At 45.2% G+C, this 16,538-nt stretch carries 19 protein-coding genes; 10 read left to right on the forward strand and 9 right to left on the reverse strand.

Annotated features, from left to right (window positions below):
- Both MiSe_RS53260 and MiSe_RS41025 read right to left on the reverse strand, forming a co-directional pair.
- On the reverse strand, window positions 1–116 hold a 116-nt coding region (locus MiSe_RS53260; RefSeq protein WP_373872788.1), incomplete at its 3' end, for a plasmid mobilization protein.
- Window positions 85–261 carry a hypothetical protein gene (locus tag MiSe_RS41025; protein ID WP_226591676.1) on the reverse strand — a complete coding sequence of 59 codons (177 nt, stop codon included), beginning with the start codon at window positions 259–261 and terminating at the stop codon, window positions 85–87. The genes MiSe_RS41025 and MiSe_RS53260, both read right to left, overlap by 32 nt.
- A gap of 319 nt (window positions 262–580) precedes the next feature.
- Between MiSe_RS41025 and MiSe_RS41030 the strand changes: the two genes are divergently transcribed.
- The 3 genes from MiSe_RS41030 to MiSe_RS41040 all read left to right on the forward strand — a co-directional run bounded on the left by MiSe_RS41030 (window position 581) and on the right by MiSe_RS41040 (window position 4,441).
- On the forward strand, window positions 581–1,000 hold the full coding sequence (locus tag MiSe_RS41030; RefSeq protein WP_226591678.1) for an acetate and sugar kinases/Hsc70/actin family protein: 420 nt from the start codon (window positions 581–583) through the stop codon (window positions 998–1,000).
- A 7-nt stretch (window positions 1,001–1,007) separates the two neighbouring features.
- Complete coding sequence (locus MiSe_RS41035) at window positions 1,008–1,247, forward strand: hypothetical protein (RefSeq protein WP_226591680.1); 240 nt, start codon at window positions 1,008–1,010, stop codon at window positions 1,245–1,247.
- 164 nt (window positions 1,248–1,411) lie between these two features.
- Window positions 1,412–4,441, forward strand: coding sequence for an nSTAND1 domain-containing NTPase (locus MiSe_RS41040; RefSeq protein ID WP_226591682.1), 3,030 nt, complete (start codon window positions 1,412–1,414; stop codon window positions 4,439–4,441).
- Between the two features lie 31 nt (window positions 4,442–4,472).
- On the opposite strand, the gene MiSe_RS41045 is transcribed toward MiSe_RS41040, so the two are convergent.
- Window positions 4,473–4,703 (reverse strand): hypothetical protein, encoded by a 231-nt coding sequence (locus tag MiSe_RS41045; RefSeq protein ID WP_226591684.1) that lies wholly within the window; start codon window positions 4,701–4,703, stop codon window positions 4,473–4,475.
- 90 nt (window positions 4,704–4,793) lie between these two features.
- Here MiSe_RS41045 and MiSe_RS41050 point away from each other — a divergent pair, with 90 nt between their 5' ends.
- A complete protein-coding gene (locus MiSe_RS41050; RefSeq protein WP_226591686.1) occupies window positions 4,794–5,066 on the forward strand; it encodes a hypothetical protein in 273 nt (90 codons plus the stop codon).
- A gap of 3 nt (window positions 5,067–5,069) precedes the next feature.
- Window positions 5,070–5,522, forward strand: coding sequence for an HNH endonuclease (locus MiSe_RS41055; protein ID WP_226591688.1), 453 nt, complete (start codon window positions 5,070–5,072; stop codon window positions 5,520–5,522).
- 52 nt (window positions 5,523–5,574) lie between these two features.
- On the opposite strand, the gene MiSe_RS41060 is transcribed toward MiSe_RS41055, so the two are convergent.
- Window positions 5,575–7,218, reverse strand: a complete 1,644-nt coding sequence (locus MiSe_RS41060; protein WP_226591690.1) for a hypothetical protein — start codon at window positions 7,216–7,218, stop codon at window positions 5,575–5,577.
- 1 nt (window position 7,219) lies between these two features.
- Entirely contained in the window at window positions 7,220–9,547 is a 2,328-nt protein-coding gene (locus tag MiSe_RS41065) for a CHAT domain-containing protein (RefSeq protein ID WP_226591692.1), read from the reverse strand.
- 58 nt (window positions 9,548–9,605) lie between these two features.
- On the opposite strand from MiSe_RS41065, the gene MiSe_RS41070 reads away from it, so the two are divergent.
- A complete protein-coding gene (locus MiSe_RS41070) occupies window positions 9,606–11,435 on the forward strand; it encodes a diguanylate cyclase (protein ID WP_226591694.1) in 1,830 nt (609 codons plus the stop codon).
- 217 nt (window positions 11,436–11,652) lie between these two features.
- Here MiSe_RS41070 and MiSe_RS41080 read toward each other — a convergent pair whose 3' ends face one another.
- The 4 genes from MiSe_RS41080 to MiSe_RS41095 form a co-directional block, all read right to left on the reverse strand.
- Entirely contained in the window at window positions 11,653–12,285 is a 633-nt protein-coding gene (locus MiSe_RS41080) for a clostripain-related cysteine peptidase (RefSeq protein ID WP_226591696.1), read from the reverse strand.
- 8 nt (window positions 12,286–12,293) lie between these two features.
- Entirely contained in the window at window positions 12,294–12,644 is a 351-nt protein-coding gene (locus tag MiSe_RS41085; RefSeq protein WP_226591699.1) for a hypothetical protein, read from the reverse strand.
- Window positions 12,641–12,856, reverse strand: a complete 216-nt coding sequence (locus MiSe_RS41090) for a hypothetical protein (RefSeq protein WP_226591701.1) — start codon at window positions 12,854–12,856, stop codon at window positions 12,641–12,643. Before MiSe_RS41090 ends, MiSe_RS41085 begins: the two co-directional genes overlap by 4 nt.
- Window positions 12,857–12,946: 90 nt before the next feature.
- Window positions 12,947–13,222, reverse strand: coding sequence for a hypothetical protein (locus tag MiSe_RS41095; protein ID WP_226591702.1), 276 nt, complete (start codon window positions 13,220–13,222; stop codon window positions 12,947–12,949).
- 791 nt (window positions 13,223–14,013) lie between these two features.
- On the opposite strand from MiSe_RS41095, the gene MiSe_RS41100 reads away from it, so the two are divergent.
- The 4 genes from MiSe_RS41100 (at window position 14,014) to MiSe_RS41115 (ending at window position 15,841) form a co-directional block, all read left to right on the forward strand.
- On the forward strand, window positions 14,014–14,226 hold the full coding sequence (locus tag MiSe_RS41100; RefSeq protein WP_226591703.1) for a hypothetical protein: 213 nt from the start codon (window positions 14,014–14,016) through the stop codon (window positions 14,224–14,226).
- A 93-nt stretch (window positions 14,227–14,319) separates the two neighbouring features.
- Entirely contained in the window at window positions 14,320–14,778 is a 459-nt protein-coding gene (locus MiSe_RS41105; protein ID WP_226591704.1) for a transposase, read from the forward strand.
- A gap of 119 nt (window positions 14,779–14,897) precedes the next feature.
- Window positions 14,898–15,362: a hypothetical protein gene (locus MiSe_RS41110; RefSeq protein WP_226591705.1), complete on the forward strand. Its 465-nt coding sequence runs from the start codon at window positions 14,898–14,900 to the stop codon at window positions 15,360–15,362.
- Between the two features lie 65 nt (window positions 15,363–15,427).
- Window positions 15,428–15,841, forward strand: coding sequence for a hypothetical protein (locus MiSe_RS41115; RefSeq protein ID WP_226591706.1), 414 nt, complete (start codon window positions 15,428–15,430; stop codon window positions 15,839–15,841).
- The last annotated feature ends 697 nt before the right edge of the window (window positions 15,842–16,538 follow it).

Here is a 16,538-nt window from a genome sequence, read left to right on the forward strand (position 1 = left end):
CATAGCGATGTTTCTCGCACGTAATCGCTGACTGACATTCCCGCTTGCGAGGCTTTGACTAGCAGTAAGGTGTATTCTTCATCTTCAAACCTGACAGTAATTCGTTTGTTCTTCATAATTGGGGCATCTGGGGAGGAACGGAAACAGCAGCGCGATCGCACTAGCCGCGCCAGAAAAGCGCGATTGCGCTAGCCGCGCCAGAAAAGCGCGAACGCATCCTGCTAATCCTTCTATATCGTCGCCTCCCCCAGTTTGAGTCAAGGACGAATATTCCTCACACTGAAGGAATTAAAAGACGCGGTTTGTGAGGTCGCTTACTAATAAATAGTATAAATTATTTGGTCATGAATTCACTAAAATTGAGCGCCGATTTGTTAAATTATATCTAAAAATTTACGCCTAATTTTGAGAATTATGGCGGCGATATTTAAAGAGTTTGATTGTCTGACATTAGCATGGCTTGCTCCCAGACTAAAAGAGCGAGCGCCAGTACCATATACCTTTCGATATAACCGACTGCAAAATCGATTTGTGCTACATAGTTCAATTTCCCATGATGTCAAATACACAGGAGTAAAAGATGCCAAAACCAGTTCAAATTCCACCACCTGACTTGGTATTAGCCATTGATTTAGGCGCAAGTAAAACGAAAGCGATCGCCCAATCCTATGCCAAAAAGGACGAACCACTACTGCTGTGCATGGAACCGGAAGTAGCGGATGTATCTTATGATTCTCTCAAAGATTACGAAGCAACTAAAACCGGGCAAACAGATCCAGAAAACACTTGCTGGGTAGGCATTGGCGACGAGTATCACGCCGTCGGCTTTTTAGCACAGCACAAATATGGTGGCAATTCCCTACTCAAAGAACTCAAATATGCTTGTGCTATTCCCAAAATTTGCGGGGCGCTATGGGTTCTTAAACAGATGTTGAAGTTGGAAAGCAAGTTTTCTCTGGCACTTACCGTTTTGCTACCACAAGCGCGAATATCAAGATAAAGAAGCTTTGGAGAGCAAACTAAAAGCAGCGACTAGCAATTTTATCACTCCCACCGGCGAAATGAAGGTGAAGATATTGCTGTTTGAAGCCAAGCCGGAAGGTGCAGGTATGTATTTGCACAGACTGGCGGTGTTGGGTGCGGATATTAAACAGCGGACGATTGCGATCGCAATGATAGGATACCGCAATGCGTCGGTGCTGCTTTCGGTGCGGGGGGCGGTAAGTCCGGGTTTAAAGTATCAATAGATACATTTAGCTCTGCGCTCAAATTCATTGCTCCAACGCGGAATATATTCGCGATGGTATGAAAAATTGTTACCGTTTACTGGACAAGCCACCCTGCGTATCGGTTTTAACCAGTATATTAGTTAGCAAAAGCAAGGTGTCGAGCGCAGGCGGACTCTGAAGCGATGAATCGAGATGCGTTGGTAGTGGGGATTAATCAGTATCCCTTTCTGAAGGATACTCCGACAAGCAAGGCGAAACATCTTTCGACCCCTGCTAACGATGCAGAAGCGATCGCACAACGCTTAGAAGAGTATGGCGGGTTTCGCGTGCGACGGTTGCCGGAAACGATTCAGAATGGGCAGCGCCAGGTGGCTTCAGGAGTGAATGACTTGGTTTACGCTCAGACGTTGGAAGATGCCATTATTAGACTATTTAATCCTGAAGGAGAAAGCGTTCCAGAGACAGCTTTGCTGTATTTTGGCGGTCATGGGTTGCGGAAAAATCGGGGTGGAGTTACGGAAGGCTTTCTAGCAACGAGCGATACTTGTCCTCAAAAGAATCAGTGGGGAGTTTCTTTGCGATGGTTGCGAGAACTGTTGCAAAAAAGTCCTGTGCGGCAGCAAATTGTTTGGTTAGATTGCTGCTACAGTGGCGAATTACTCAATTTTGCCGAGGCAGATTTAGGCACGGCAGGTCAGGATCGGACAAGGTTTTTGATTGCAGCGGCGCGGGAATTTGAAGTTGCTGAGGGGGATATTCAAGGACAGCATGGGGTGTTTTCTCAAGCATTGTGGCAAGGACTCGACCCCTCGAAACAGCCAGATGGTGTGGTCAACAATGACAAGTTAATCGAGTATATTGCTCAAGCGCTTAAGGATGTTCCCCAGCAGCCAATTTGGTACAATCCTAACCGCGAAATTATTCTGACGGGCGAACGGGAGCAGGTTTTTATCGCTACGCCTTCAGATGTTTGTCCTTACAAAGGGTTGCGTTTTTTTGATGTCGAAGATGCGACCTATTTTTATGGACGGGAAGCATTGACCCAAAAGCTAATTGAGCGAGTTCAGGTTGGTAAGGGGAATTTTTTGGCAGTGTTGGGGGTTTCCGGGAGTGGCAAGTCTTCTTTACTCCGGGCGGGGTTGATCTATCAGTTGCAACAGGAACGCAGATTACCGGGAACGGAGGAATGGAAAATTCGGATTTTTACTCCGGGTGAACAACCGTTGGTGAGTTTGGCAACGGCGTTTCTGGATGAGGACGTGACGGATATTGAACGTGCAAAGCAGTTACGAGAGGCCCAGGAGGCAATTTCACAGGGGGCGACGGGTTTGGCACGGTTGATTAGAGTCTCGAAATCGCCGCGCACATTACTGATTGTGGATCAATTTGAGGAAGTTTTCACGGTCTGTCAAAACCCAACTGACCGACAGCAATTTATTTCTAGTTTGTTGGGGGCGCTGAAATTAACAGGGGATAAACTCTGCCTCATCTTTGCGATGCGGGATGATTTTCTGGGCAAGTGTGCTGCTTACCCGGAACTGACCGATCTGATGATTGCCAATCTGGTGATGGTAACGCCGATGTCACCTGAAGAATTGCGGCGGGCAATTCGAGAACCCGCACAACAACTGGGGCGGAAGGTAGAAGAGAATTTGATTAACGCCATCCTCAAGGATTTGGGTGTGGAGGCAGAACAGCAAACGCGGGAACCCGAACCGGGAATGTTGCCTTTGTTGTCCTATACATTAGAGCAACTGTGGCAACGGCAGACGCTAAATTGGCTGAAGCTGGACAGTTACAATCGACTGGGTGGGGTACAGAAAACCCTGGAAAATTTGGCAGAACAAGCTTACAAAAAACTTTCTGTTGAAGAACAGCGAGTAGCTGATCAGATTTTTATCAAGTTGACGCAGCTAGGGGAAGGTACGCCTGATACTCGCAAGCAAGTGCCGCAAAAAGATTTAGTCACCCAAGTAGAATCGGCAGACTTGGTGGAACGAGTCATTCAAAAGTTGGCTGAGGCAAAGTTAATTGTCACCAGCGAACAAAGAAAGGGTCAAGAGAAGGTGGCGGTGGTAGATGTGGCGCATGAGGCGCTGATTCGCCATTGGTCGCGGTTGCGTGAGTTGTTGGATAATAACCGAGAGGCGATTAGAACTGAGCGCAAGATTCAGACGGCGGCTGAGGAGTGGCGAGATAAGGGGAAGTCTAAGGATTATTTGCTGCGGGGAAAACAGTTGAAAGAAGCGAAAAGTGTTCGCTTAAAAAACCCTGGAGGCTTGACTTACTCCCAATTGCTAGAGGAGTTCATTCAAGCTAGTGTTAAGCAGCAATGGAATAGTCGGCTTATAGCCGCTAGCTTCCTGACGATACCAATTTTTTTGATCTTCGCCATTTTTGAGCCGTTCTTGCAAACAGAAGCTGCTAAGAGAACTCTCGAATCTGCTAATGCGTCAGGAAAAAATAAAGCCTTTGAATACCTAACGAAAGGTTGCCGTGTAGAAGCTAGACAGAATATTCCTGGCTACCTAGCAAATCTATTGTTCGGTCAGTGCATTGCTCTCAATCAAGCAGATCTTCGTGGTATTGATTTCCGGGATGCCGATCTCCACAATCTGGATCTTCGTGATGTTGACTTGCGTGGTGCAGATCTCACCTCCGCCAATCTTAGTAGAGTCGATCTTGGAGCCGCCAAACTTCAAGAAGCTATTCTCGTTCAAGCCAATCTCTCAGAAGCTAGGCTTAGTAAACCTGACCCCACTTCGGCTGGCTTCCGTCACAAAGGAGCTGACTTGAGTGGGGCTGACCTGCGTGGAGTTAACCTGTCTAAAGCCGATCTTCCCGGAGCTAGTCTTCGTGGAGCCGACCTCACTGAGTATGATACTGGAGCTGACACAATTCCCACTCTACTTCGCAAAGCAAACCTTGCTGGTGCCGATCTAAGTAATGCTAATCTTAGTTATACCGACTTAAGTGAAGCTAATCTGCATAGTGTCAACTTTAAAGGAGCCACTCTCGAACAAACTCAGTTTACCAATAGCATCCTTATAAATGCAAATTTCAGCAACACCGATCTAACTAAAACAGATCTGAGTCAAGCAATATTATGTAATACTACCATGCCCGATGGAACGGTGGAGAATAGAAACTGTGGCGACCCTCGCTCTAGTCGATCAATTTTCAAAAGTGATTGGAATCGCCCTCCTGAGTAAATATAAAAGTTTGAGATGGGGTTAACTTTAATCAGGGATTTGTTGGAATCAAAACGCAGGCGCAGACACGGCGAGTTTTACACAAATTACTCCTGTTTCCCCTCTCCCCCGACAAACTACTCAAACTGCGACTCGCCACATCCGCACTCAATCCCCAAAGCACCAATCCAACGACAACAACGATCGCACCACCCACAACGTTGCTTCTGCTCGCATTGCAATTGATACTCCAGAGAGGACAATGAGCGATCGCTACTGTCACCCATTGCCCAGTTGGATCGTTGCCGTACCCAAGTTTGATTCAATAGAATGAGCGTATAATTCAACTTGAACCCCAATACACTCCCAAATAATGCTACTTTTACCCAAACTGCAAAACCTACCCAAGAGCTTGCCAATTGAAGGAGCAGTCCGCATTGAATTAATTGAAGGAATCCCGATCTTTCGTGCCTCTAGTACTGTTCAAGAACGTATTGACACACTATTAGAAAAAAATCAAACCTCACTCCTCAATTCTGAAGAAGAACAAGAACTCGATCTCTATGAAGAAATTGATGATTACCTCAGTTTTATAAATCGGACTATCCGCAATCTTTACTTAAACCAGAATCAATCCGAGCTATAAAACATGCCTGCGCGTCGCCCAATTCCTGAAGATAGCCAAAACCAAGTTAGCCAGCGGGCTAATTTTCTATGCGAATACTGTCATGCCTCCGAACAATGGCAGTATGTAGCCTTTACGATTGAGCATATCATTCCACTCACGAAAAATGGAGCAGATACCCTTGAAAATTTGGCTCTAGCTTGCTTTCATTGCAACCGCAAGAAATCCGATAGAACAACAGCCATCGATTCCCAGTCCGATGCAGAAGTACCGCTATTTAACCCAAGACAAGATAGTTGGAGCAATCATTTTATTTGGTCGGCTGATGGACTATTCATTATTGGTTTAACTCCAATTGGACGGGCTACAGTTACCGCATTAGCCTTAAATCGAGAAAGGGTTATTAATATTCGTGCAGCGGACAAAGCAGTAGGACGACATCCACCATCAGGCGATCCAATTCAGCCAGAAAATTGATAACAACTGCACTCTGCAATCGCATTATAACCAATAATTAAGCAACACAAACTTACTCTTTTTTCTCCTCTCCCCCCGCTAAATCGCTCAAACTGCGACTCGCTACATCTGCACTCAATCCCCACAGTATCAATCCTAAATAATCAGAAAATGGGTCAGCCCCAAATGTCCCTCCCTTCTGCACGTAGAGAGAACGCAACCCCACTGTCGATAACCCAACCAACAGTGCTAAAGAAAACAACGGTCGCGCAAACCAATAAGTAGCCTTAGCCCGAAACTCACTCCCTGAAATAAAGATCAACAATTTCTGCAACCCACTCACCCATTTTATAGGTTGCTCGACCCCAGATTGAACTGCATTACCAACAGCTACAGCCGCATCGTTTACTGCTTTAGTAACTTCTGAAATTTTAAAATTAGGTGTTTTATCTGGCCCCATCATCGTGAGGGAACTTTTCAAAGTAACCACATTTTTCTGCACTTCTTCTAGTAATGCTTTTGCCTGTTCATCCTGCTGCAAATCAATTTCCACCCGCATATTACTAATCTTCTTCAAAATCCCATTATCTCCCTTAACCTGGGGATGAGATTTAATCGGTTCTAACTTTTGCTCAATGGTGCGTAGCTGCTGCAAACATTCCAAACGGGCGTTAATTTTCTCGACTTCTGCTGTAGCTGGTTCTAACTCCATCTGCTGCACCAAATTTTTAGCATTGTCAACCATTGGCATGAGAATGTTTCGGTCTTCTGGATTTATCTTATCAATCTGCTGCTCTAGCTCTTTGACCTTTCCTAATGCCTCAGCTTGGGGAATGCCTTTTTCTTGCATGTACTTAATTAATCGGCCTAAAACAATGCCTAAAACTAACACCAAAAGCGGCATTAAAGGAGCAATCCGCACGGTCAAATTGACGGGAATGATTAACCGATCTCTAGCCCCATCTAAACTTAAATAAACCGCTCCGGTGTAGCGGTCGGGAGGAATTTTTAAGCTGTCCCAAGTTAACGGTAGCCTGACAACTGAATCGGCTGCTAAAGTTTGGGGTATATTAGAGACTTTAATTTGATTAGAAGTTAACTGATAGCCCGTTTGCTCTCCTTTTAATAGCACCTCAGCACCCGTCACTTTTACCGGGGCATCCACTGAATTATCAAAGGCTAAATCCCAACTTTGTAAAAATGCACTCGCTGGAAATAGTAAACGTGCTAACCCGCAATCTAGCAACGGGTTACATTGGGTTAATTGCAATTGTACTTGTTCGTTGCCCCGCAAGGGAATTAAAGTCGGTCTAACTTTTACCAATACAGTAAAGGGAATAACTTGTGGTTTTTGATTCGCTAGGAATACTTCAATTTGGCCTTTATAAGTTCCCGGCAATTGGGGATTTGTAACCTTTACCTGAAAATCTTTGGGGATACCTGCTTGCAATTTGGGTTCGCCAATAAACGCTATCTGCTGACGACCAATTCCCCCCTCTCCTTCTTGGCGTTTCAAATCAGAAGCGAGAAATGTGAGTTTTTCCACTGCCGCAGGAGCAGATAAACGGATGCTGCCTACCAGGGTATTTTCTTCATTCAACCAACCTTTAATCTGCAAGGGTTTATCTTTGGCATCCACCGTAATCGTAGTTTGGGCAAAAGCGGATGACGGGTAAATCAGCAAACAGCATAAAGCGGTAAAAATCCAGCGTTTCATGTTATTTACAAGAGACAGAACAAGCTAAGGCAATTTCATGGGCAGCATATAAAGAGTAAACCAAACCGAGGGGATTTGAGTATTTTTCTAGCAATTCGCGACGCACTGCTAGCATCGCCTTTCCCATTGGTTCTCCGCTAAACAGACGCTTGAATACTTCAGTAGCAAAATGTTCGGCAAATTTTTCCGATACCGGACATTCTGTACCCACAACTCCACTCGCTCCCGCATTCAAAAAATCATCAATTAAACTAACATAGCTTTCCGGGCCATAGTCTCCCGTCGCACAACCGTTGAGGAAAACAAGCGGGTGATGCTGCCAGGTTGATTCGTAACATTCTAAAAAATTACTGTAAATCCGCTCGTCGCTCAGTTCTAAATAGGGTCGCTTGGGCATTTCTTCTACTCCACCGTGGCAGTAAAAGTAGACTAAATCTAACTGATGTCCATGTTCTTCCCAAATCATTTCTAGCTGGGGGATTTCCTCGGAAATGAGTAGATTCAATGAGCCAGCGGCTTCTAGTTTGGGTAGATGTTCTCTCCACAAATTAAACTCACGCCAGACGTTGAAACTTAAGCACAATGGTTCGTTATTTTGAATCTGTCGCACCAATGCTAAAGTAGCAGGATGTTGATTGCTGACCCAGCAGGGCAGTTGCTCAATAGAATAACGATAACCCCAGAAAGCATGGGGACAAACAAAATTTGGATTATCTTTATTCGGGCAATTGGTACAATCTAAATCGTGGTTGGAAAAGCGATCGCATACACTCGTCCGCTTAGTGGGTTTGACTTTTCGCTCGTACAGCAGCGCCCAGGGAATTGTTACTTTTCCTAACACAGGGTTGACTTGGATAACGGTACCAGGTTTGAGCGCAGCTTGTAGAAGTTCTTCTTGTTCGTCTGCTAATAAACCACTTTTATTCTGGGGCAATAGTTGTCGATAAAGTTCGCGTCCGACATCTGCAAGTTTGGGAAGCCAAGTGTTAAGTTGTTCTGCACACCCTTCAACTTCGCCCCAATATCCATTGTGCAAGGTTAAGTAGAGTTGTTGGCGGATATTTGCGATCGCATTCCCCAGTGCGGCAGGTTGTAAGGTAGTGTCATAGAAGGCTAGTTCGCGATCGCCACCAGTCCGGTCGAGGAAGCGAAAATCAATGCTGCCGTCGCGTTGGTCAAGCTCTACAGCTACCGTCAGTACCCGTTCTGGAAGCAATGCTAGCTGTTCGTTAGCGAGTAAATCTGTGGTGGTGAAGGTAATGCGGGCGGTTTGCGCTGGACGCAGGGATTCTGGAATTTCAGCACCCGCTCTGGGTATAATTAGGACTTCGAGTTGCTTGGACTGAAGTAGGTAGCCGCGATAAAACAACTCTACGCGGATATTGCCGCGACCTTCAAATCGGTTCGGTTTAACCGTAAATTGGATGCTATCGGAAGCACCACTACGGGGTAAAGTGAGGGGTTTTACGGTTGTATTGATGCTGAAATCTTTGGAAGCAACGACTACATCTAGAGATAAGGTTTCTTGGTTATTCCAGATTTGAGCCAGCACTCCATCTGGGAAGGGAGTTTGTTGCTCGTCTATTCCTTTTCGTTCTGGGCTGATATCGATGAATAAAATATAAGCTTGTCCGTGAATAAGTGCTTCGCTGGGTGGGATTGTTGTTTGATTGTTAGGGTCGCCAAAGTAGGTGTTGAAAAAGCGGTAAGTTTTTACATAGTCCGCGAATGGCTCCAGGGTACTCGCCTTGGCGCTTTGGTCTTGATTTTCGGTTTTTAGAATCGTGCTGCTCAGGTCGATGACTTTGTTTGGCTGGCGATCGCCTTTGATTTGATCGTCACGAGTTTCAATTTCTTTAGCCTGTGGAAACAGTTCTTGCTCTAACTTCGCTAAGCTGGGCAGCAATTGTCGCGGAATTTGATCGTCTAAAGTATCTAATTCTTTAGCCTGTGAAAACAGTTCTTGCTCTAACTTCGCTAAGCTGGGCAGCAATTGTCGCGGAATTTGATCGTCTAAAGTATCTAATTCTTTAGCCTGTGGAAAAAGCTCTTGCTCTAACTCCGCTAAACTGGGCAGTAATTCTCGTGGGATGCGACCGTCTAAAGCATCTAGTTTTGCTCGGTTAGAATGATAAAGATGATTTAAGGCAGAATTGGCTTCAATCACTGCCATTAGCCCTTCTTGAATGAAGTCCCAGTAATCGGGGTCAATCGCTAATTGCTGCCCTACATCTTGCAGAACGGCTTGTTCATCAGCGCTGAGGGGAGTTTCCAGCTCTCTGAGAGCGAGTAAGAGAGCGAGTAGGGTTTTGGTGCGGTCGGAATTCATCAAGCTGGGGTGCATCAATAAGAGGATAAAGTAGTAAATCTGGGCAGAATCAGTTTTTATGACGCGAGATGCACTTGTAGTTGGTATAAATCAGTATCCTTTTTTAAAAGATACACCGACCAGTAAAGCCAAGCACCTGACAACTCCAGCTTCTGATGCTGAGGCGATCGCGCAATTGCTGGAAGCCGATGACAATTTTCGAGTGACGCGCTTACCAGCTAGTGTTATAGACGGAAAATTGCAGGTCGATCCAAATAAGATAGTCAAGACAGAAGAGCTAGAAGAAGCGATCGCTCATCTCTTCCTCCCCAATAGCGATAGAACTTCAGAAACAGCACTGCTGTTTTTCGCTGGGCATGGACTGCGAAAGTCTATAGGAAGCCTAACACAAGGCTATTTAGCAACCAGTGATGCCAGTCCTAGCAAAAATCTATGGGGTATGTCGCTGCGAGATTTACAAGAAATCTTGCAGGCAAGTCTAGTACAGCAGCAGATTGTTTGGTTGGATTGCTGCTTTAGTGGAGAGTTGTTGAACTTCAGAGAAACTGATCTGGGAGGGCAAGGTTCAGGGTGCGATCGCTTTTTTATTGCCGCATCCCGTGATTATGAGGTTGCCTATAAGGAGTTAGATGGTGAACATGGAGTTCTGACAGGGGCACTTCTCAAAGGACTCGACCCCTATCAAGTCCCAGAGTACGATTGGATAACCAACCAAATGCTGGCAGTCTCGGTTGAGCGGGAGCTAAAAGCGTACTACGCCCAGGTAAAAATCCCCCAATTTCCAATAATTAGCAACCACGGTGAACCCATCAGACTAATCCAAGGAAGAGGTAGACGCCAGTCAAAATCAAAAGGTGAGAAAGTTGCAAATAACTCTGTTAACTGGGGGGTGAAATTAACTCCTGAAACCATCAATGAATTGGTAGATCTGCTCAGACCGTTTGTGGAAGATGAGGAAAACCGTCGCGCCTTGTTAGTCCTAGCACTGACCAACGATGCACCTGTACTACAACGCATAATCTGGAGTGGTGCTGTTGAAACTTTCATCCCAGAGATGGTCAGCAAACTGATAGACTACGGCGAAGTTGCACCTGGTAGACAAGCGCTTTGGGCATTGTTGGAAAACCATGCACCTGTACTGCAACGCATAACTTGGAGTGGTGCTGTTGAAACTTTCATCCCAGAGATGGTCAGCAAACTGATAGACTACGGCGAAGTTGCACCTGGTAGACAAGCGCTTTGGGCATTGTTGGAATATGTGCGCTCGCAAGTAGACACAGACTTACAGCAACGCATCGACAAACTACGTTCTGTTATTGATTTGCCTACCTATACTGACCAACTTCTGGATAGAGAAGCGGGAGAAATGTTTCTCAAAGAAATTCTTCCGCAGATTATAGCAAACATTCCTTCTCAGAGCCAAAGAAATATAATTATAGCAATGGCAGACATAGACGAATTGACTATAATAAATAAACGTTATGGTAGAGAGGTTGGTGATGAAGTTCTTGCGGCTGTTGCGAATATTCTTAGAGAAGAATGTAGTAGTGAATGCAAGACTGGGCGTTGTGGTGATGATACATTTTATATTTTTTTCCCTGGGTTCCAACTTGCTGAAGCAGTAGATATTTGCAATAAAATTCGCTCTCGAATTGCCAACCATAGGTGGTCATCGCTTGCACCAGAACTTAGAGTTACTTGTAGTTTTGGTGTTGCAGAACGGCGTGATTATGAAACCATCAAACAAACTGTTGTGAGAGCAGCTTTGGGGTTCACGGAAGCCAAAAAATCTAGTAAAAACAGAGTTGAACAAGGACCGAAGTACCTTCCTAATCATCTAAAAGATGATGATGATAGTTGGTTCTATCTAAGAGATTACTTCTCATAGGAAGAGATTATTTCTCATAGGATTAGTATTACTCCTTAGCGGTTGCACAGTTGAAAGGTTAATATTGACGGTGAAACTAGACTCCAATACCATCAATGAGTTGGTCAAACTGTAACTTGGTCTATCGTAGCGAAATCAGAACCTTTGTGAGGGTTGCCTGCTCAAAGTGGCTACGTTTATTGATTTCCAGAATTCCTTGCTCAAAATTACTTAAATTTCAACCCAAATCATTCAAACCCCTCAAAAATTCTCCCCATCCACAATCAGCAAAATCCGATCGCTCATAAAATGGAGAATAGCCTCTCAGTGGCGAATAAATCGACAACCCTTTAACACGCTTAAACCTAACCCCCGAAGTAACATTTGCCACGATTAATTGCGGTTCTACTTCCACAATCAGCAAATCCATCACCTCATCAATAACCTGAGTTAATTCATGATTATCTCCAGCATACTCATCTAGTATAATCTTCAAAAAATCATACAAATCCACACAGTCTTTATCTCTAAAACGCACCACCTTACGCTTAGCATAGGAAAGTGCATTCTCAACATCAAAATCTTTTTCAGCCAGCAATTGACGTAAAACTGAAGCTAATCGACGCATCGCCTCTGCCAGTTTCTCGATCGCTGTCAAATTAGTTGCTGATTGGGTAATCTGAGGTAAAGTTCCCCGCGAATCTTGCTCGTAGTAGCGCCCGTACTCCTGCACGATTAACTTTGCCAGCGCTTCAGGTGTCATCCCGGAATCGCTCGTTAAACTGCTCAAAATTGCCGTCCAGGGCCAACCCGATAGGGGTTCTACCTCTTCTTTCGTATTGCTCGTAAATTTGCCTTCTGTATTGCTCATAAGCCCGGTCATATCCTCTTTTGTAAGCCTCTCGTCTTGGCACCGCGCGCGGCAATCTGCCAAAATCCGCTACGGGTCGCCTTAGGGGTAAACTCGGCGATGAATATCCCGATCTTTTTAGAATTCCAGATGCAACTTTTGAGGCAATTTTCAGAGAGCCAACAGCCATCAAATCGACTCCATAATTTCAACGCCGTGCCAGATGCGACAATTGCAGAAATCGCACCAAAGCAATTAATCCCGCGAATATTCAGAACGTGGCTTGACCCACCTGGATTTAAACCAATACCCGCGTTAGCAATCCCACTCGTACCGTAGTTGAGATAGACAATCCCACTTCCCCGGTTAACAATCGTCACCAGCTTGCGGTCTTGGCAGGTACGATGATTGACCTAGTAGCGGTCACGGTGACGCTGCTGGGGTGACTTTGAACGATGCGGTAAGCTTCATCGGTACTCGGTGCAACTTCACCGGCGACCAACCACAAGCTAACTTGGTCGCTACCAGCTTTCGGACCCGACCCGGCGATGTCTTCCACCTTCGCCCACAGTTTCCCTCGCGGTGCTAGCACTAGGTGCGGCAAATTGGTCAGGCGAACAACGATATCCTCTTCATATGCCCGTCGTGAATTCCCAAGTGCGAGGCGGGTGCTTAAAATGCGTCAGTCACTCCCCGGCAGCGATTGGTAAATTCCCAAGTACTTAGCCGGATGGTTGCCAATCAGTTCCTGATAGCGGTCGTCGCGCTGCATCTGTGTTTCTCGTCGCGCTGCGGGTGGCGCTGGCAGTGCCGCCATCGCAGTTATATCTACCGTCGCTATAAAATCAGCAACGTCACCATTTAAGCCAGTACCCGGAGAATAAACTTCGACAAAGTTTGTGCGGTTGCTGGCAGTTAGATTAGTAGCGCCGTTGACAATTATTGGCTCTTCTACCACGGCAGTTAAAAATGCAATTATTATTTATTTAACTAAGAAGGCTAGTGTCATTTCCACTTTTAAGTAAAAGTGGAATTGTTAAAAACTAGCTGGATGGACCGAGTCAGGTTTTTGTTGTTGTCTAGACACAAGATTAAAATAATATATGTCACTAGAAGTTTTGAATCACCTAAAACTTCTAGTGACTTATGGCTAAAATTTCACGACACGGACAAGCGGAAATAATTTCCGAATCTGAGTAGTTAAAGCTCCGTAGAGTTAGGCAAGGTTGGCATCAGTTATTTTGGGATATTGCGTATTACACAGGGGAAAGGTGGGGCGCAATTGTGGCGCTGCGGGTTGAGGATTTGTACGCATCTGGTTGTCCGCGCGACCACATCACTTTCCGCGCTAGAACTCGCAAGGCAGATACTAGCTTCCACCGCAAAACTAGACAAGTGCCGCTTCATCCAACGCTGTAGGAACGGCTCAAAGCTGATAAACTGCCGCACAGGGAATGGTTATTTCCCAGCCAGCGCGACTCTACAAAACACGTCTGCTTCAAAACGGCGGATTTACAGCGGTTCCCGCTGTTATGAGGTACAATAATATCTCATTGTTGTAGTCAAAGCTAATGAAAGCATATTCCCTAGATCTCCGAGAAAAAATAGTCAAGGCACATTTGGCAGAAAAGATGCCAATTAGGAAAGTAGCTACCTGGTTTGCTGTCAGTAAAAGTCTAGTCCAAAAACAGGCACGATCAACAACAAACCGAGGGAAATTTACAGCCAAAACCGAGAGGAAAACCACAATTGGGTCATCTGACTGCCAAAGCAGAAATTAGAACAATGGTAGCAGAAAACCCGGATGCCACCTTGGTAGAGTTGTGTGAATTATTGGCACAGAAGACCGGAAATTGGGTGAGTCGGACGGCAATGTGTCCCTATTTGCAGAACTTAGGACTTAATCGTCAAAAAAAACATGGTACAGCAGTCAAGCCGCGACAGAAAGAGTCCAAAAATTAAGAGTAGAGTATTGGGAAAAAATCAAAGATATCGAGCCAGAAAACCGAGGATTTTTGGATGAAACCGGGGTTCTACTGGGTTTGACTAGAACTCATGCCCGTTCCCTGCCAGGGACAAGAGTATCAGAACTCAAACGATTGTACCCTTGCCGCAAAAGTCACTGCGATTGGCGCAATTAGCATTAATAAAGTGCTGGCATTGATGACAATGAATGATGCAATGGATGGACGAGCAGCAGTATTTATTGAGAAATTTTTAGGCGAGCAATTATGGGTAGGATCCGTAGTAGTGATGGATAATTTACCCGCGCATAAACTAGGTTCTATTGAACCAATGATTAATGCTGTTGGCGCTAGCATTATTTGTTTATCCCCATACTCTCCTGATTTTAACCCAATTGAATTTTGCTGGTCACAGCTAAAATCATTTTGGCTGCGCTTCGCTCCAACTACCACGTCTATGATTGATAGAATAATTGCAGTTGCCCTCAATTTAGTCAATCCTCAACATTTAAGAAATTGGTTTGCTAGTTGCTGTTACTGTACCTCATAACAGCGGTTCCCGCTGTATTTTTGCGGAATGCTTTGGAGTGCTGCGGGTACTCAGCGAAGGGAATAAGTACTCATTCAACTCGAAGGACTTTCATCACCCGGCTTGAGGAAAAGGGAATAATGGCTAGCAACGTTAAAGCCATCCGAAAGATAGCCGACATGGTAGAGGGCGACTCTAAACTCTTACCAGAAATGTTCAAGCAGATCCGTCGTTTGATGCGGGGAGAAATCAAGCTGGCGCAATTCCACAAGCTATTGGTTAAAGCCGCAATCAACCACCAGGAAAAACTGGACGAGGAAACAGCGGACATTTTTCTGGCAATGGCTGGGTATAAAGCTTACTCTACCAAGCTGGAACACCGTACCAACGTTCGCAACCAACTGAAAGAGAAACGTACAGCAGCTTTAGTCAACTATTACGACAAGTCTGTGTACGGTTACGAATCCCAGCTGATTGATATTGAATTTGAGGTCTTAGAATCCAACCAAAAGATTCTAGTTGACGGTAAAACCAAACGAATCAATTTCAACAGCAAGCGCCAGCCAGACATAGCAGCTGACATCCAAAGTGCTGATCAGGATTAGGTTGTGATGTTTAATAGGGTGAGCTAACAACTCACCCTTACCTGAACAAGTAAGTCGAGTAGAAAATGCTGCGTCATCTGAAAAATGCTAATGAGTTAGTATTGTACGCTGCCATTTCCTGCGGTGCTGCATACTTGTCCCGGTTAGTTCCTCCCTTCCACTTTCCCATCATGCTGCTGCGGTTAGGAATACTAGGCTACTGGGGATATATGATGGCTATTGCTCAAGGTAATAAAGACCTTGCCGTCATCATTGGTGGGTCGCTTTTAATCGGGATGATTGGTGGTTATTGGGATTTAATTGAAGTTCATTCAAAGTATGTCAGCAGCGAAATGGTATTTACCCTCACCATGACTGGTCTAGCAGTGTTAGTGACTGTTTCCTATGTACTTAATCACCGAGATTCAGATGGAAAAACTCGCCAAAAATCAGCGGCTGTTCATCGCTTTAAGCTGCGGTTCGATTGGTGGCAAGGTTAGTTCTTTCGCTTACCCACTTCAGAAGTTGCATGTATATTCTCAAGTCTCGAGAGATGCACTGGTAATCGCTTATAAGCGTCACTTCGTCATCAGCGAAAATGACACAATTCTCCCCTCTGGATTCAACAGCAACAAAGCACAACTAATAGCTAAAATCTCTCCGTCTCGCTGCTGTTACTGTTAGTAAGTGCCGGTGTTTATGGGGGGCTTTGAGTATCGTTAGCTCAATCGATGAAGTCAATCAAATATTGGCTGGAGGACGCAAGGAATTACTGCTGTCATCAAACATCGGTTGGCAATGGCTAGTAAATCACAGCAACTTCTCGGCTGGGATGAAATGAATTTAAACAAAAGGTAAATAGTTCATTTTCTCTCACAATGTCTTCCTAATACTCCAGTTCTTTATCCGGGTATTACTAATCTATGACGATGGCGGAAATTAAATTCTCCCTAACTGGTGAGTTCGAAGGTGAACCCTACGAACGAATCATTTTTACCAAAGAAGTTGCTGCCGAGGACATGGGGGGGCAAAGGGGATGGGGGGGCTGGGGGGGCAAAGGGGATGGGGGGGCAAAGGGGATGGGGGAGCAAAGGGGATGGGGGAGCAAAGGGGATGGGGGAGCGGGGGATGAAGCAGTTGAGTCGAGAAACCTTTAAAAGTCATTTGGACTTGGACATCTACAAGAAGGCGTTTGAA

This window comes from Microseira wollei NIES-4236 (assembly GCF_020521235.1).
GTDB lineage: Bacteria > Cyanobacteriota > Cyanobacteriia > Cyanobacteriales > Aerosakkonemataceae > Microseira > Microseira wollei.

Excerpts from the sequence above, each read along its gene's own strand:
- MiSe_RS41030 (WP_226591678.1), top strand. The coding sequence starts at position 581 with ATGCCAAAACCAGTTCAAATTCCACCACCTGACTTGGTATTAGCCATT.
- MiSe_RS41040 (WP_226591682.1), top strand. The coding sequence starts at position 1,412 with ATGAATCGAGATGCGTTGGTAGTGGGGATTAATCAGTATCCCTTTCTG.
- MiSe_RS41050 (WP_226591686.1), top strand. The coding sequence starts at position 4,794 with ATGCTACTTTTACCCAAACTGCAAAACCTACCCAAGAGCTTGCCAATT.
- MiSe_RS41055 (WP_226591688.1), top strand. The coding sequence starts at position 5,070 with ATGCCTGCGCGTCGCCCAATTCCTGAAGATAGCCAAAACCAAGTTAGC.
- MiSe_RS41060 (WP_226591690.1), bottom strand. The coding sequence starts at position 7,218 with ATGAAACGCTGGATTTTTACCGCTTTATGCTGTTTGCTGATTTACCCG.
- MiSe_RS41065 (WP_226591692.1), bottom strand. The coding sequence starts at position 9,547 with ATGAATTCCGACCGCACCAAAACCCTACTCGCTCTCTTACTCGCTCTC.
- MiSe_RS41070 (WP_226591694.1), top strand. The coding sequence starts at position 9,606 with ATGACGCGAGATGCACTTGTAGTTGGTATAAATCAGTATCCTTTTTTA.
- MiSe_RS41080 (WP_226591696.1), bottom strand. The coding sequence starts at position 12,285 with ATGAGCAATACAGAAGGCAAATTTACGAGCAATACGAAAGAAGAGGTA.
- MiSe_RS41105 (WP_226591704.1), top strand. The coding sequence starts at position 14,320 with ATGCCCGTTCCCTGCCAGGGACAAGAGTATCAGAACTCAAACGATTGT.
- MiSe_RS41110 (WP_226591705.1), top strand. The coding sequence starts at position 14,898 with ATGGCTAGCAACGTTAAAGCCATCCGAAAGATAGCCGACATGGTAGAG.
- MiSe_RS41115 (WP_226591706.1), top strand. The coding sequence starts at position 15,428 with ATGCTGCGTCATCTGAAAAATGCTAATGAGTTAGTATTGTACGCTGCC.